Raw genomic sequence first — 16,861 nt, forward strand, 5'->3', positions numbered from 1 at the left:
CGGAAGAAATAGAGTTACTGTATCAGCGGCTAAGTTAGCGAGCTATTGTTCTGCCTGTTCTCAACTAGCTCAAGATATTGAGGAACGATCGCATCCAAGGTAAATTGCTTAAACCAAGATTCTGGAGCTTGCCTGTGTTTGCCATCCAATACACGTAAGATTTCTTCAGCCAGGCGATCGCTATCTCCAACAGGTACCAATTCACCATATTCGCCATTGTGTAGAACTTCTGCTGGGCCGTGAGGGCAGTCGGTTGAAACAATCGGAACGCCTAGGGCGAGGGCTTCAATCAAAGCATTGGAAAGCCCTTCGTAAATGGAAGACAGAACGAAGACGGCGCTGCTAGCCATATAAGCATAGGGGTTTCTGACACTTCCCGGAAATGTTACATCCTCAGCCAGACCCAACTCATGCACTAACGCCTCAAGCTGCGGCTGTTCACTGCCCCATCCCAGAATAACCAACCGCACTTCCCGCCTCTGGCGAACTTTAGCAAAAGCCCGAAGCAAGGTTGGAAAATCTTTCTGCTTCTCCAATCGTCCTACCCCTAAGACGACGGGAGGTTGACCCGGGGCAAACCATGGGTGGTCGATGGGGTCTTTGGCTTTGGCAAAAATGTCTGCTGTCACCGCCGGGTTATAGATGATCTTGATTCGTCCTAAGGGAAATTTAGCGAAGGTCGCTAAGTCCTTCGCGACGCCCTGGGAAATGGCAACGAGCCCATCGGCCCAGAAATAGAGATACCTTGCACATAGAAATATGATCCAGCGGCTTTTCACGCGATCACTTTTCAGTTCTTGAGTTACGGTGTTTTGAACCGAGATGATAGCTCGATGCTTTCTCCCCATCAGTGGCTTTGCCAGAAGATTGATAATATCAGCCGTACAAAGGGTGGAGATGGTCGCGATCGGGCGCTCCTGGCGCAAGTATTTGACAAAATCAAACAGGCTGGATAATAAACCTGCCGACTTCAGATCAACGATCCGTACCCCTTCGGGCACGAGCTCTAAATGGTGGTCAATTTTCCAACTAAATACTAAATCGACAGGATAGCCCCGCTCCACCAGGCCCTGTGCCAGTTTTAGCATAGCACCGTGGGCACCACTGACCGTGAGATACCGCATGAAGATGGCAATGCGAGGAAGATTGTTAGCCATGCCCTAAAAATCTCTGATAAACCTGTTGAATTACCATACAGTGCTGTTCTACAGAGAACCGCTCTTTCGCTCGCTGCCGAGCATCCTGCCCCATTTGTCTTGCTCGTTCTGGCTGACACAGAAGCTGGTAAATCGCTTTTGCCATACGCTCTGCGTCCTTTAAGGGAACGAGCAGACCCGTTACATTATCTTCAATGATGTCTAAAACACCCCCCGCAGCCGTAGCAACTACAGGTCGCCCCGCCACCATTGCTTCGACAATGACCCGCCCAAACGGCTCCGGCTCAGAAGAACTGTGTACCACAATGTCAGAGGCCGCCATAATCTGTGGTACGTCTTTCCGCAGCCCTGTAAAAATGACTCGGTCAGTCAGGTGCAAATCAGCAACTAACCGCTGGAGTTTCTGATAATACTCTTGATTCCAGGGGCGATCAAGGCTAGCTTCGCCCACTAACAAGGCTTTTACATTAGGTTGGAGTTGAACAATCTGAGCGATCGCCTCAATAAAATAGTCCTGGCCTTTCCAGGAGTCCAACCGCCCGACATTGCTGATCAATTGGTCCTGCTCTGTTAAACCAAACTCAGCACGAATGCTTGCAATTTGATCCGGGGTAATTTTCTCGGATGCTTCTGCATTGAAGCCATCATAAATCACCTGTCCCTTGGCAGCCGGGATGCCATGACCAAGGTACAGCTGCTCAATCGCCCTGGACATATAAACAAACCTATCAACACAACGCGCCACAAGTCGGTCAAATGAAGATAGTTTGGCTAAAGTCCGAATGTGAGAAATTTGGGGAACGCCTGCTAAACGGGCTGCTATGATAGTCTCCCTGTTTTTTGGCAGATTATCATTCTGATGAACCAGATCAATCTTTTCTCGCTTAATGAGTTGAACAGCACGGGCAATTTGACTGGCTGTCTTGGTAAACCGTTGTCCCTTAGCTAACAATTTGCTGAACGGATTGGAGGTTATTTCTGGTTTTTGATCGGCTCCGGATGCCTGTGTTTCAGATAACAGTGGTGAGGCAGGGGCTTCATTCAGGGCAACCACCCTGGCTCCAATTTCCTCAAAGGGTTCCCAATAGGGATGACTGCGTTCATAAAACAGAACCACTGGCTCGTAACGGTCGGTATCAAGTCCTCGAACTAATTCGTAGAGACCTGTAACTGCCCCACCCACTCCAACTGGTTTTTCCACATACAAAACGCGATAGCGCTTCTGATTTCCTGTATTAGCAACAGTGCTCATGATTATCTGATGATTTCAAATATACTGATCCCAAATACGTCGAGATATCTTTGAGTCGCGAATTTTAACGTAAATTGTTCAAGCCATTTTGGATCAACCTGCTTCGACTCACCTGATAGTACTTGCAATATGGCTGCTGCAAGCCCTTCACTGTCTCCCACAGGAGTTAAAACGCCGTGTTTGCCATTGTCCAAAATCTCGGCTGGACCACTTTTACAATTTGTAGAAACAGTCGGAACTCCGACCGCCATTGCTTCAATGAGCACCGTGGGCAACCCTTCCCAGGCTGAAGATAGCGCAAAAACTGCTGCCCGCCTCATGTAGGCATAGGGATTCTCAATGTAACCAGGTAAATCCACATCGTCCTGAATCCCCAGTTCCTTCACCAGAGCTTCAAGTTGTGGGCGGTCTGGCCCCCAGCCCAAAATAACCAGCTTACAGGGACGCACCTGCCGCACTTGAGCAAAGGCCCGGATGAGGGTTGGAAAGTCCTTTTGGGCCTCCAGCTTTCCAACTCCCAGGATTACGGGGGGCTCGCCCGGTTTGAACCAGGGGTGCTCTACCGACTCCCTGGATATTTCCAGGAGTTCCGGGGTGATAACTGGATTGTAGATAACCTGAACCCGCTCTTGAGGAAAGCCACCGATCGCCGCTAGATCCGCAGCGGCCCCGTGAGAAACAGTAATAACCTTATCCGCCCACGGGTAAAAGAGTTTGACAAAAAATGGAATCAGCCGCTTCCGAATGCCCTTCTGGTTGCTGATTGCCTGCGACAGCGTGTTATGCTCGGTTACGATGATCGGAGTAGAGGCTCCAGAAAGCCGTTTTGCCCAGATTGCTACTTCATTGGCGTAATGAAGCGCTGAGAGCAATACGGTGGGCTGTTCTCGCCGCAGGTAATCCGCCAAAGCAAAAACACTGGGAATAACTTGAGGAGCCTTCAGATCCACCACTCTGACCTGAGGGGGAATTTTCCAGAGGTGAGGTCCCCAGGCGTGCCCCAGCACCAGATCGACCTTAAAATTGCGATCAACCAGCCCCCTGGCCAAGTTCAGCATCACCTGGTCGGCACCACCTCCGCCCAAATAACCCAGAAAAAGCGCAATGCGATGAAGGCTTTCAGGCATTGAACACAGCTCCCAGTAAATAAACCCTAAGCAATCAACGGCTTGGTTGGTATGAGTAACCCTTCAACGCAGCTAAAGCGACAAACGACAATTCCATCAAAGAATATTACCTGTCACCAGCTTTGCATTCCTGGAGAGCTTGGAGCGTAACTTTACAGAAATTTTATGGCTTGATAGAAAATAGAACATTTCTTTGAAGGGCCAGTAAAGATATCGCTGGATCGCTATAAGTACATCTTCGGTTATTGCTTCAATTCTGATGAGGAAAAAACTGTTCGCGTAGTTAATCTAGTGCACAAGCATACTAATCTCAAGCATAACGTACAGATTTTTACCACAAGGGGTTGAGCAATGTTGCCTGAAAGGAGCTCTCCACTCCTTTAGGATTCTCATATTGATCTATGTAATTGTTCCCTCGCTATCTGAAGTCCTGTAAATCTGGCAGGTTAATGGTGAGCAGCGCTAGCCGCCATCATGAACAACTCCAAAATCATTACGATTTGGGCACTACTTGAAGTCCTACTGGAAGTAAAAATGTCTATTCAAATCCAGGAAAACGGCTCTGTAAGAACTGCTGAGCAGATTCGAGAACACTATGAAATTGAAAAGGAACTGGCAACTAAGCTCAAGAGCGCGACTCGGGCTGAAAGACGACATTTATATACCTCGCTCTACGACGAGCTTTTTAGAAGAGTTCCTCACCACTCGCAGCTAACCCGTAAGTTCAGTCCTGAAGATTCTGCCTGGGTCGTCCGTCAACGGATGCAACTCTTAGGGAGTTTTCTGAAACCTGATTCCACCTTTTTGGAAATTGGCCCCGGAGATTGTAGTCTATCTTTTGAGGTTGCCAAGCAAGTTAAGAAAGTTTATGCTGTCGATGTTTCTAATGAAATTACAAAAGGTCTAACTTTTCCCCCAAATTTTGAGTTAGTGATCTCTGACGGTTGTGGAATTCCTGTTTCTGAAAATATCGTTGATATTGCCTATAGTCACCAACTAATGGAGCATTTGCATCCTGATGATGCCATCGAACAGCTTCACAACATCTATAAAGCTTTGGTTCCGGGTGGAATCTATATTTGCATTACGCCTAATCGTTTGTCTGGACCTCATGATATTTCTAAATATTTTGATGAAGTCGCCACTGGATTTCACCTGAAGGAGTACACAGTAACTGAGCTATATCAGTTTTTTTGCAAAGTAGGTTTTTCCAAAGTTAGCTTGTGTAAAAGTCATAAATTGACCCACATAGAATTTCCTTTAACGCCTGTTACGGTGCCAATATTCGGCTTGTTGGAGCAAGTTCTGTCTTCGCTACCGTTTAACTTGAGGAAAAAAATAGCTAATATGCCGATGCTATTTCGTGGGATGACCATTATTGGAATTAAATAGTGATCAGGATAAAGACTTGTGAAATTGATTCAGCTTAAAGACAGAGCTCCATCTCTAAATATGGATTGTGAAAGCGATCGCAGAGTCATGCTGTTTGACCTGTCGATAAGAGGACACCATCCAAATTATATTCAGTGCTTAATTCAGTATTGGTACAAACAGAAATTTTCCAATAGGTTAGATATTGTTGTATTACCCAAGTTCATCGAAGAACATTCTGACGTTGTTAGTTTAGCTACCAATAATCAGAAAGGAACTGTTAGATTTTTAGCAATAACCCCAGAGGAAGAGGCCAGGCTGAGTTCCAGAAAGTCCAGTATTAATAGAACCGCCAGAGCCTTTCAGGAATGGCAGCTTTTATGCCATTACGCCAGGTATCTTCAGGCAACTCACTGTCTGATCATGTACTTCGACACCTTTCAACTTCCTCTAGTTTTAGGATTCCCTTCTCCCTGCTCTCTATCCGGCATCTACTTCAGGCCCACTTTTCATTACAGCATTTTTACCAATTACAGATTGACCTGGAAGGATCAAATACAGCAGTGGCGAGAGCGATTCATGTTGTTTCGGGTTCTTCGCCATTCACATTTAGAAACTCTATTTTGCCTCGATCCATTCGCTGTTGAATATCTTAATCAATTTCATCCTAAAGTCAAGGTCGCTTATCTACCGGATCCCGTCAAGCTCAACTTCAGTTCTGAAGCACAGGTAAGCCACTTAAGGGAAAAGTTAGAGATCCAGCCAGGTCGCCAGGTGTTTCTTCTTTTTGGCGCATTGACTCAACGGAAGGGAATTCAGCAGTTACTAACGGCCATTTCAATGCTTCCACCTACCGTGAGCCAAAAACTCTGCCTCCTGTTAGTGGGTGAAACAAGGGCCACTGAGAAAGCATTGATCGACGCCCAAACTGAAAAAATTTGCACCTCTCAGCCAGTGCAGATGATTCATGTTTGTGAGTTTGTTCCTGACCAGGATATTCCAGCCTACTTTCAACTGGCAGATGTTGTGCTAGCAACTTACCAACGCCATGTTGGGATGAGTGGCATTCTTTTATTAGCCGCCGCCGCGCAAAAGCCTGTTCTTAGCTCAGATTACGGGCTTATGGGAGAACTGGTTCGACGTTATGAATTGGGTCTTACAGTTGATTCAACGGTTCCCGATGAAATTGCTCAGGGCATAACCCGTTTTATGCTAGAACCTCCAGAGAGGCTGGGCGATCGCACAAAAATGAAAGCATTCGCAGAACAAAATTCTGCTGAGCGCTACGCTCATGTCATTTCTCAGTATGTATTATCAGATTGTTAAATTGGAGGTGTTTTAGTGCCCAAAGTTATTTCATTACCGAGAATGCAGCGTTTGCTATGGTTTCTTAGCCATCCAAAACTCTATCCTGAACTGTTTCGTAGGCTTCAGAGAAACATTTATTTATTGATAGCACCTGCCTTGGCAACCCATACTCAAGAAGCCAGAGCCAAAGCAAAACAGGAAGCAACTAGCTGGTGTGAGCAGCATGCGGTTGATACTAAAACGGCCCTTCAAAAGTTAGTTGGCCTGACTACATTTGATGCCTTTGATAAGAAGTTTGAGACATACCTGAAGGCCGCAGATGAAATCATAAAAACATGTCCGGTGCAAATGGGAGGAGGAGGGAATCTTGATCTGGCTTACCAACTAGCTGAATTCTGCCAGGCAACGAGAGTAATTGAGACTGGGGTCTCCTATGGTTGGTCCTCCCTTGCCTTCTTGCTCTCTTTGAAAGGAAGAGAGGGCTCTCTCCTGATTAGCACCGATCTGCCTTACATCTTTAAAGATAGTGAGAAGTATGTGGGCTGTGTCGTTCCATCTGAACTAACGCAGTACTGGAAAATTTTACCCTTTTCAGATAGAGAAGCCCTTCCAAAAGCTTTAGAGGTGCTACCCACCATTGATGTGTGTCATTACGACAGTGATAAATCTTATGAGGGTAGAATGTGGGCTTATCCAAAATTGTGGGGTGCCCTTCGTTCAGGTGGATTCTTTATCTCGGATGATGTCGATGATGATTTTGGATTTCGAGATTTTTGCAACTCCATTGGACAAATCCCTTTGATTGTAAAGACTCCCACCGAATCTGGGGCAAAGTATGTAGGGGTATTGGTCAAACCATAAATACAGCAACGTTTTTTAATCATAAACATCTGAGATGGTCAATCTTATTTCCATAAGTAAAGCTCACGAAACCAAGCCAAACATTCTTGAACTAACGGATTTCTGTAAAGGCCTGGCCATTATAGGAATTTTTCTATATCACTTTGACAGTAAGTTACTGGTCTTTGGCTGGCAGGGGGTTCATGTATTTTTTGTCTTAAGCGGCTTTGGTCTCGCTTACTCTTGTTTAAGGCAGCAAGAGAAACTTGAATCTGACAAGATTAATTGGAGAAAATGGTATGTGAAGCGTGCTCAAAGAATTTTGCCAACCTATTGGCTAGTCTGCTTAGCAACGGGTACTGTTTTACTGTTTCAGATTGCCCTCAACGGATCTAATCTTTTAAAGGATTCTGCCAAAGTTATTGCCCAGACTGCACTGGATATCACTCTTTTAAGAAATCTGACATGGGTAACAATTTTTAACTACAACGGTCCCTTATGGTTTGTTTCCCTGATAGTTGCTTTATACCTAATTTTTCCTCTTTTATATGGACTAGTTAGCCGCGATCGCAGTCTTAAGCGCATCATGCTGGTCTTATTAGGGGTCGCCTTAATTGAATTTATTTATCGTGCGATTTCGCTTTACTGGCTTGATGGTTTTCCAATTGGCTATATCAATTTTGCTCAGATTTGTCCTGCTCCTATCCATCCAATAGATAGAATCCCCAATAGTGCCTTTTTCCCATTTCAAAAGGAGATGCCTTTTGGAATACTACCCTCTCGAATAACTGAATTTACGCTAGGAGTTATAGGAGCAGTTTTGTTCTTTTCTAACCGTGAAAGGTTCAATAAAACTCTTTTAAATTATTCAGGTCTTCTGGCAGGTTGTGTCATCTGGTTCATTGGCAGTACTTTACCCTGCACTGGTTTAATAGGCTGGCTCCCCTCTGATTTTATTATTGCGCTGGGTCTGACTTTACTGCTAGTTAATCTAGGCTGGCTGGTTAAGCGTCAATCATTCTTTGGTTTCAACCATTTGTTTACCAGAATTAGCCAACTTGGAGTTCTTTCTTTTTATCCCTTTCTAATTCATGAATTCCTGATTTTACGGGTTTTCCCAGTAACCGAGATGCAGAAAAGCCCAACTTTCTGGGTGGGTAGTCACTGGTTCAGTGCCTTACTGCTTGAGCTAGTTGTTTTAGGAGCTGTTATTGTTGTGACGACGTTCCTAAGTTGGTTGTTGATGCGCTTTGATAAGTCAAAGCTACCGGAAATTCTCATTCAAAGAACGGTAGAAAAATGGTTGAAAGTTTGAGCAGGGTTCCTTTAAGTCATGGATGCTAGTCACCGTTTTGCTTTGAGACTGGCGATCTCCTTGCAGATAGCTTAACCGTATTTAGTCTGATGAGGTATCCTAAGGTGAAATGCAGTGAGAACCTCCGTATTGCCTGGTTGTTGCCATCCGCCTTTTTTTATTGGCAACCGGTTCTAAGCGAGTTTACGAAACTTTTTCCGAATACGGTTGTGTATACAGGTCGCTGGCATGGATTTGCACCAGGGTTTGAAAACACATTTGCTATTCAAGTAGTTGGAGAGCGAAAAAATATTGCAATTACTCCTGCCTCAACTGGCTATGGCTCTACCTTCTCTTATTTATCGCTCAAGATCGTTAAGTATTTGCTTGAGCTAAAGCCTCATGTTGTTTTCTCCAGTTCCTTTGGAATGTGGACTGTACTTGCTTTGCTCTTGCAGCCACTGGGTCGTTGGAAGGTGGTGATTGCGTATGAAGGCAGTTCGCCGAGTGTGGATTATCGTAATTCTTCAGTACGGCTCTTCTTGAGAAGGATCATGACTCAGGCTGCAAGTGCATGCATCACTAACAGTCATGCCGGGAAATCTTACCTCATCGAGTTCCTGGGAGTCCCGGAAGATCGCATTTTTACTCAACCCTATGAAGTGCCCGCTGCTGTAGCACTGTCGGGTTCCAACGAACCGACCGAAGTGAAAGTCGCATCGCTAAAGCATCCCATATTTTTATTTGTGGGAGGAGTGATTCCTCGCAAAGGATTACAACTTCTGCTGGAAGCCTGTGTCATTCTGCAGAACCGGGGAATTCATGACTATTCTTTGCTAATCGTGGGAGATGGTTCACAGCGACAGAACCTGCAAGACTTTGTTCAGCAACATCATCTGGAAGACCAGGTTGAGTGGGCGGGTCGAGTGGAATATGGCAAGTTGAGTGCCTATTTTCGTATGGCGGATGTGTTCGTCTTACCGACCCTGGAAGATACCTGGGGGATGGTTGTGCTGGAAGCAATGATTTTAGGTAAACCGGTGCTGTGTTCGAAGTGGGCTGGTGCTGTAGAGCTGGTGCTTGATGGGGAAAACGGATACTCCTTTGATCCTCAAGAACCTCAAAAGTTAGCGGAATTGATGCATCGATTCATTGAGAATCCAGATTTAATTGAAGCGATGGGGCAGCGATCGCAGCAATTGATGATGTCAAATACCCCTGAAGATGCAGCAAAGTTTTTGGCCGAAGTGACATCGTTCGCCATGAATTGTTAATTCTTTACATAACGTGTAAGCCCAACAGTCAAAGCATGGATTCTCTGAAAGTACTCATTTCTGCCTATGCTTGCAAACCAGGAAGTGGTTCTGATCCCGGTATTGCCTGGGATGTTGCCCGCGAAATGGTCAAGTATCACAAAGTATGGGTTTTAACCCGAGAGAGCAATTGTGCCTTAATCGAAGCTGAACTTTCTAGTAATCCAGTTCCTGGGCTGAATTTTGTGTATTACGACCTCCCCTTCTGTCTCCGTTGGTTGAGGCATCAATCATGGGGAATTCAAATTCACTATTACCTCTGGCAACTGGGTGCCTACTTCCAGGCAAAAGCCTTGCATGATGCAGTTAACCTGGATCTTATCCATCATGTCTCATACATCAAATACTCATCACCAAGTTTCCTCTCCCTGCTGTCAGTTCCTTTCATTTGGGGTCCTATCGGTGGTGGAGAATCGGCTCCCAAATCATTCTGGCGAGACTTCAGCTTGCGTGGAAAAGCCTACGAGGTTCTAAGAAGTTTCGCGCAATGGGCAGGCGAACACGACCCATTTGTACGCCTGACTGCCCAGTGCAGTACCTTAGCTTGGGCAACGACCGAAGACACTGCCCATAGACTCCAGAGGATTGGAACCAGGAATGTACAGATCCTACCCTGTGTCGGCTTACCAGAGTCCGAAATTGAAATACTGGCTCAGTATTCAACTTTAGAGCGGCCCTCTGTTCGATTTATCAGCATCGGCAGAGTGTTGCACTGGAAAGGATTTCATTTAGGCTTGCGGGCCTTTGCCCAGGCAAACTTACCCAATGATGCGGAATATTGGGTTCTGGGAGAGGGACCTGAACTCAATCAATTGCAAGCCCTGGCAGAGGAGCTAGGAATTGCTTCCAGAGTGAAATTCTGGAACCGCTTACCACGTCAGGAAACCTTGCAGAGTTTAGGTGGCTGTGCAGCCCTGGTACATCCTAGCTTACACGACTCTGGTGGGATGGTTTGTCTGGAAGCTATGGCTGCAGGCTGTCCAGTTATTTGTCTAGACTTGGGGGGACCCGCTATTTCAGTGACTGATGAAACTGGATTCAAAATCCCTGCAAATTCACCAGAACAAGCTGTACAAGAAATCGCGAAAGCGATGACAAATCTCGCCCGAGACCCCGATCTAAAAATGAGGATGGGAAGAGCAGCCCAAAGACGCATTCATGAAGTCTTTAGCTGGTTTGTTCGAGGTCAATTTATAGATCAAACTTATCGAGAAATTGTAAGTAAAAGATTTGGTTCTGCTCATACAGTCTAGATTTTTATCAACTATGTCAATCCTGCAACATCTCTGGGAACTCACTCTATTCCTGATCATTTTTTTAGCTCCTCTCCCTCTATGCCTGTTATTACTTTCCTCAATCGAAGATGAAGATCGGTCTTCTGATCTGGCTTATAATTGGCTAGCACTTTTAATTTGTTGGTGTGGCGTAGAAGTTTCTATTGGCCTGATCTCAGGATTTTTTGGGCAGTTTTTCCTCAATTCCGTGATTGGACTGGAAGCAATTGTATTCTTTCTGGGAATTGCTCTGGCTCTTCTTTTAAGAAGAAACCTACTATCATTTTTTTATCAAAGACTACTGGTTCTTAAAGAACCCTTTAGAAAAGTCGAAGTTCTAGTTCTTTTCTCTATATCTATAACCGGACTAATTTCCTTAAAGCAATTAGCAATGCGAGTCATTATTGACTATGACTCTTTGTGGTATCACTTACCAACAATGGCGAGATGGTATCAAGAGGGAGCCTTTATCAGGCTGAATGATTTTATGCAAACGGGGGTATGGACTACCGATCAGATCACTTTCTATCCTTACAACTGGGAAGTACTTTGCACACTGTTTGTAATGCCGTTTCGAGAGGATTTTCTAGTTACCCTGCCTAATCTAATTGCCTGGCTTATTCTTGGATTATCTGTCTATTTACTCAGTATTAGTTTGGGAGCAAATCGGCTTTACAGTATGGCCGCTTCTGCTTTAGTTCTGAACATACCCTTAATTATTCAGCATATTAATTCGCTGCATATTGACATGCCCTTTGCGGCCTTTTTTATGGCTAGTTTGTTCTTTGCTGTTTCCTATAGTCGTAGTTGCACTTATATTGATCTTTCTCTATTTTTCATAGCGCTTGGCATGTTACTTGGAATCAAAATGTCAGCAGTTGGCTATGGAGCTCTGCCAATCTTAGCTCTTTTGATGTTGATTATCCGAAAGCTCTTTAAGAGTGGCCTGGATATCTTCAAAATAAAGCAAGTTAGACTTGAAGCTACCGTAATTACGATTGGCCTATTGGGCTTATTTCTTCTAGGAGGATACTGGTACTTAAAGAATTGGATTGAGGCAGGTAATCCATTAGGCGATATCCAGGTCAAGGTTGCTAATGTGCTGCTTTTTCCTGGAAGCATGGAACTTTCTAAGCTGCGAGAGACAAATTTGGCAAGTTTGTTTAGTTTTACAAATCCTGCTCACTGGAAAGTTTTAGGAGTTCAAGCAATTGTCCGATTGCAGCTTCCCTTCTTTATTCTTCTGTTCCAGTCCCTCTTACTTCCTTATCTTTTGTTCAACAAGCAGCGAAAGATTCAAGATCCATTTTTACTGGGAGTTTTGCTTGTTGTTTTGTTTGGCACAGGCTATCTCTACTGGACAACCCCATTTACAGGGACTAATCACCTGCCGCCCGTCCCAATCACCTCCTACATCGGTCAGCAAGCAAGATTTGCAATCCCCTTTATGAGTATGCTGGGGGTTATCGCTGCTGCAGTGGCTACTGGTGTTCGGCCCCGTCCCAGTGTTATTGCCATCATTACCCTGGTTAGTAGTCTGCTTGGCTTTGTCAGCAGTACTATCTTCGAAATTGTTAGAATCTCAACTGCTTTTAAGGGTGGTGTCGGTTGGGCAAGTAAACTTCTTGATAGTTTCAGGACGAGCCCTGCTGATGCAACTGAAAAACTATTCAAAATAATTGGTCCTGAGATTCTCGATGTCATTATTTATATTCTTATCTACATTATTGCTCTCTCTTTAGTGATTTGGAGTTTTTCGCGAAAGCAAACTCAAAAAGTACTCTTTTCAGGAATTTCCAAAATTTTCCAGAAATCAAATCGATTTGTACTTGTTTCGGTTCTCATTGCTTTAGTGGTTACAACAAGTTTTATTGCCAGGGAAAAACGAGATGGGGATCGTCAGGAAGTCTATGGTGGAATTTATGAATATATAGCTACCAATTTGAATCCATCAGAAATCCTGGGGTATTCACTCAGCTACCGCAGTTACCTTTTCTACGGTAAGCATTGGCAGCAAAAGGTTCGTTATGCCGCTCCGCAATCAAAAAGCTTACCCCAATGGTTGAATGAGCTCAACCAAAATCAAATTGGCTATATTGCGGTTGGACCTTTAGAGGAAAAGATGGGATGGAGGGAGAAGAATGAGATTCCCTGGCTAGAAAACTCTAGTGGCCCCTTCAAGCAAGTATTTGGTCAATCTCCTCAAAAAGGTCAAGTTATTTATCAGCTTAAAGATCTACCAACATGAGAAGTAATGCTGGCGAGTTTGTGCTTTATCAGAAATCTTTCTGGCAAATTTACCCTCAGGTTCTGGTTGTTTGAATCATTGATAGAATTTGCGGGAGTAGGATAATGTCAAATCGTAACGTTGCTATTTTCAGTAGTCTGCTACTCCCCTCTTCTCAGACTTTTATTCGAGCGCAAGGAGAGGAACTGCGGCGGTTTACGCCCTACTATGTCGGTTCTCGGCGGGTTGAGGGGTTGTCGCTACCGGGCGATCGCACCTTTGTGATCAATCAGGGTGGCTGGCTAGGCTTTGCAGAAGAGGGAGCGTTTAAACTTTTTGGAATTTCTCCAAAGTTACATCGACAGATCAGGCAAATTAAACCTGCTTTAATCCACGCCCAGTTTGGATTAAGTGGCGCTCTGGCACTGCCTCTCGCTCGCAGTCTCAACATTCCGATGCTGGTTCACTTCCGGGGGGCTGATGCTACTGTAAAAGACCAGTACGCTCAACATGCCTCTCTAAACCACTGGATTTATTTTCGTCGTCGAGAAGCTCTTAAGCGAGAAGCCAGGCTTTTCCTGACCGTCTCCAAATTTATTAGGGAAAAACTTCTAGAGCAGGGATTTCCATCTCAAAAAGTTATCGCTCATTATCATGGTGTAGATGTTGATACTTTTAGGCCAGATCTGCTGGTGGAACGCCAGCCTATTGTACTTTTTGTTGGTCGTTTGACTGAGAAGAAAGGCTGCCAGTATCTGATTCAGGCAATGGCTCAGGTGCAAACCAAGATGCCTGAGGTGAAGCTCGTGATAATTGGTGATGGACTATTAAGAACTCAATTAGAGGAACTTGCCGCTCAACAACTCCAAAATTATCAGTTTTTAGGACTCCAACCTCCAGAACAAGTTCGGAGCTGGATGAACTGTGCCAGAGTGCTAGCCACACCCAGCATCACCGCTGCTCAAGGTGATTCAGAGGGACTTCCAAACGTTGTACTAGAAGCACAGGCTATGGGACTACCGGTCGTTGCCTTCTCTCACGCTGGCATTCCAGAGGCCGTTGTTCATGGGGAAACCGGATTTCTTTACCCCGAAAAGGATTGGCACAGCTTCGCTCAGGGTATCTTACAACTTTTACAAAATTCTACGCTCTGGCAGCACTTTAGCCGCAAAGGGCGAGAGCGGATGGAAACCTCTTTCAATCGGCGTAAGCAAACTGAAGTTTTGGAAGAAATGTATGAAGCTGTTTTACGGGGAGAACTCTAAAACGAATGACGCAGAGAAACTCAGGGAATATAGCCGCTGTAGTTTCCAGGTAGCCCATTAGTCGTTCTGGTTACGCCATTTCGAGTTTCCTTTACCCCAATTGGGATAGAGCCTCCACCAAATGAGCGATAGCTGACGCCTACAAAGCTAAGTGACGACTCATTGTTGACAAAAGCCGGAATATCTTCATAGTTTCCGTTGAGAAGGTAGGCACCGATCAACTCTGTTTTACCGCCATTGATTGTTTCAATCATGGTCCCTTCGTCTTCATCTTTATAACCCAGAATCCACAATCTTCCACCATCATTCTGGATTCTTACAGGAGTGTAAACCTCTGGATTAATCTGGCGTGCCCATACATTCTGGTTCTTAAAAAACCAGGGTCCACCACTTACATCTTCGATGTAGACATCACCTGGATTTTGGGTTGTGCTTCTGTAATTGCCACCCAAAATGCTGGACAGTACGAGAGTTCGCGTGCTGCTGTGGACAAATTGAACACTTTGAGCCCCTGGAACACTACTGTTTGCTTCTAGCCTCTCAATCACGATCGTTGGTGATGAGCCATCAAAAACCTCAATCACTCCATTGCCATTGCTGGAAATAAATGCCTCAGTTCCCAGGAATCTCCGAACATTCCCTCTTAAGTAGATTGTGCCATTGAGATTCCAGGTTCCATTGGGCAGGTAAACGGTAGTTGCTCCCGAGTCGATCGCCGCCTGAATAGCTGCCGTATCATCAATACCATCATTCGGTAATCCACCATAGGTGAGTGGACTCCGCCAGTTGGATAAAGCATCCCAGGGAACTTCAGGAGTTTCAGAGATGGGCAATCGCATTGAAGTCAATGGACTACCAAATAAAGTGACAAAACCATCTCGTGCCATCCACTCATTCACATATCCATTGGGTTGAGAAGGATTGCCGCGCCCTTTATCATCCTGTCGAATGGCTAGTTGATAGCCAGATGTAGTCAGATTGCGAACGTACATCCCTTTCTGGTTCCAGATTGCTGGCAAGGTGGATGCGGTTGCCCCTACACCAGTTAAAGTCGAGTCAATCAGCGTAAATCCACTCACACCATCCGGCATATTCCAAATAGCCGTTACGGCATTGGTACTTTGCAAATCCCGGACATAAACTTGCTGATTATAGTTTTTCCAACCGTACTGATTTTGATTAGACAACCGAATATGCTCTAGAGTCTGACTCGCCGTTGGGTTCCATGTCCGGATACCAACATCAAAGCCAACCACCTCAATGTCTTTAATGAGGGTTGGTCCATTTTCATCAATTCCGAGATCTAAACCCACAGCACCCTTGCGATCGCGAGAAATGATTTTTACGTCACGCATCGCACCCTGATTGTTAGCAATGAAGGCAATACCGGTCGCTGTCGGATTGCCAACACCAACATCCACCGTGAGGTTAAGAATACTGTTACGAAACCGTTGAGCAGGTGGATTGCCTGTCCAGATTACTGGACCGTTCAACCCAGAAAAGTCCTTTAACTTGATGATGGTTCCATCACGGCTTTGCCCCTGAAGGATATTACGCTTTTGGGTTCCAGAGTATCGCAAGGTATTGCTGACATCATAAACCCCGTTTGAGAAGTAGATAATTCGATTGCCGGACGGATTCGCATCGAGTGCCCGTTGAATAGCAGCCGTGTCATCCTGCCCATCATTAGGGATGGCACCATAGGTTCTGACATCAACTACCCCAGCATCGGCAGGGAACATAATGTTTTCTGAATTGATTGGAATTAACTCAATGTAATTGAGATTAAAATTGCTGGTTTGCATATCCAGACGAACCATTTGACTCCCCCCATTGAGGTCCAAACCAGCAAGGATGACATCTTTCCAAACTTGCCCGCCTCCAGTACCCGTAAAATTCATCGCGAAGGTTTGGCCTCCAACAGAGATGCTCATACGGCGGATACTACTATTTGCTGCGGCTACACGCGCAACGATGTTATAGGTACCAGAGCGGGGCAGCGTTACGTCATAGGTTAACCATTCCCCTGACCGAATCCAGCCCACATTATAACCACCCCCAACATCGCTCGTTCTTTGAACATCCACATCATCAGAACGATAAACGCCCCCCGTATTACCTGTGGTTGTGTCATAGTAACCAACGCCTCGTCCTGACCTGTAGTTTTCAGCTTCAATTCGGATGGGGGCAGGCAATGAAGTTTGGTCAAAACTTGATCCGCTGCTTTGCAAACTTAAAGGATTTTGTAGTGATTGTAATTGTGAAGTTGGTTGGACTAAGACCGCGTTACTGTCTTCCATATAGAAAGCGTCTCCAGAAACTGTTCTCAAGGTACCAGCAAGTAGGAAAATATCGGTAGATACCCATAGCAGAAAGTTGTTGCCATTCCTTCTATAAAGGCCGTATCACCTCAGTAACAATCGAGTAGTGACT

Annotated in this window: 12 protein-coding genes; 8 read left to right on the plus strand and 4 right to left on the minus strand. The window is 45.1% G+C overall.

The annotated features are described in order from the left end of the window. Window positions 1–29 precede the first annotated feature (29 nt). From P4D80_RS06835 to P4D80_RS06845, 3 genes are read right to left on the minus strand one after another with little or no spacing between them, the layout of a single operon-like run. Window positions 30–1,157: a glycosyltransferase gene (locus P4D80_RS06835; protein ID WP_421658225.1), complete on the minus strand. Its 1,128-nt coding sequence runs from the start codon at window positions 1,155–1,157 to the stop codon at window positions 30–32. Then, window positions 1,150–2,409 carry a glycosyltransferase family 4 protein gene (locus P4D80_RS06840; protein WP_421658227.1) on the minus strand — a complete coding sequence of 420 codons (1,260 nt, stop codon included), beginning with the start codon at window positions 2,407–2,409 and terminating at the stop codon, window positions 1,150–1,152. The genes P4D80_RS06835 and P4D80_RS06840 overlap by 8 nt, the downstream gene beginning before the upstream one ends. A gap of 2 nt (window positions 2,410–2,411) precedes the next feature. Beyond that, window positions 2,412–3,536, minus strand: a complete 1,125-nt coding sequence (locus tag P4D80_RS06845; RefSeq protein ID WP_421658228.1) for a glycosyltransferase — start codon at window positions 3,534–3,536, stop codon at window positions 2,412–2,414. A 474-nt stretch (window positions 3,537–4,010) separates the two neighbouring features. Here P4D80_RS06845 and P4D80_RS06850 point away from each other — a divergent pair, with 474 nt between their 5' ends. From P4D80_RS06850 to P4D80_RS06885, 8 genes are all read left to right on the plus strand, one after another. Then, window positions 4,011–4,928, plus strand: coding sequence for a class I SAM-dependent methyltransferase (locus P4D80_RS06850; RefSeq protein WP_421658229.1), 918 nt, complete (start codon window positions 4,011–4,013; stop codon window positions 4,926–4,928). Between the two features lie 18 nt (window positions 4,929–4,946). Continuing rightward, on the plus strand, window positions 4,947–6,233 hold the full coding sequence (locus P4D80_RS06855; protein ID WP_421658230.1) for a glycosyltransferase family 4 protein: 1,287 nt from the start codon (window positions 4,947–4,949) through the stop codon (window positions 6,231–6,233). A gap of 15 nt (window positions 6,234–6,248) precedes the next feature. Next, window positions 6,249–7,076, plus strand: coding sequence for a class I SAM-dependent methyltransferase (locus P4D80_RS06860; protein ID WP_421658231.1), 828 nt, complete (start codon window positions 6,249–6,251; stop codon window positions 7,074–7,076). 34 nt (window positions 7,077–7,110) lie between these two features. Beyond that, window positions 7,111–8,370 (plus strand): acyltransferase family protein, encoded by a 1,260-nt coding sequence (locus P4D80_RS06865; RefSeq protein ID WP_421658232.1) that lies wholly within the window; start codon window positions 7,111–7,113, stop codon window positions 8,368–8,370. A gap of 89 nt (window positions 8,371–8,459) precedes the next feature. Beyond that, a complete protein-coding gene (locus P4D80_RS06870; RefSeq protein WP_421658234.1) occupies window positions 8,460–9,623 on the plus strand; it encodes a glycosyltransferase family 4 protein in 1,164 nt (387 codons plus the stop codon). 35 nt (window positions 9,624–9,658) lie between these two features. After that, entirely contained in the window at window positions 9,659–10,915 is a 1,257-nt protein-coding gene (locus P4D80_RS06875) for a glycosyltransferase family 4 protein (protein WP_421658235.1), read from the plus strand. Between the two features lie 13 nt (window positions 10,916–10,928). Next, entirely contained in the window at window positions 10,929–13,184 is a 2,256-nt protein-coding gene (locus P4D80_RS06880) for a hypothetical protein (protein WP_421658236.1), read from the plus strand. A 104-nt stretch (window positions 13,185–13,288) separates the two neighbouring features. Further along, entirely contained in the window at window positions 13,289–14,428 is a 1,140-nt protein-coding gene (locus tag P4D80_RS06885) for a glycosyltransferase (RefSeq protein WP_421658237.1), read from the plus strand. Between the two features lie 20 nt (window positions 14,429–14,448). Here P4D80_RS06885 and P4D80_RS06890 read toward each other — a convergent pair whose 3' ends face one another. Continuing rightward, window positions 14,449–16,623: a glycosyl hydrolase family 28-related protein gene (locus P4D80_RS06890; RefSeq protein ID WP_421658239.1), complete on the minus strand. Its 2,175-nt coding sequence runs from the start codon at window positions 16,621–16,623 to the stop codon at window positions 14,449–14,451. Window positions 16,624–16,861 lie beyond the last annotated feature (238 nt).

The sequence above is a fragment of the Leptothermofonsia sp. ETS-13 genome, from assembly GCF_049200465.1.
GTDB lineage: Bacteria > Cyanobacteriota > Cyanobacteriia > Leptolyngbyales > Leptolyngbyaceae > Leptothermofonsia.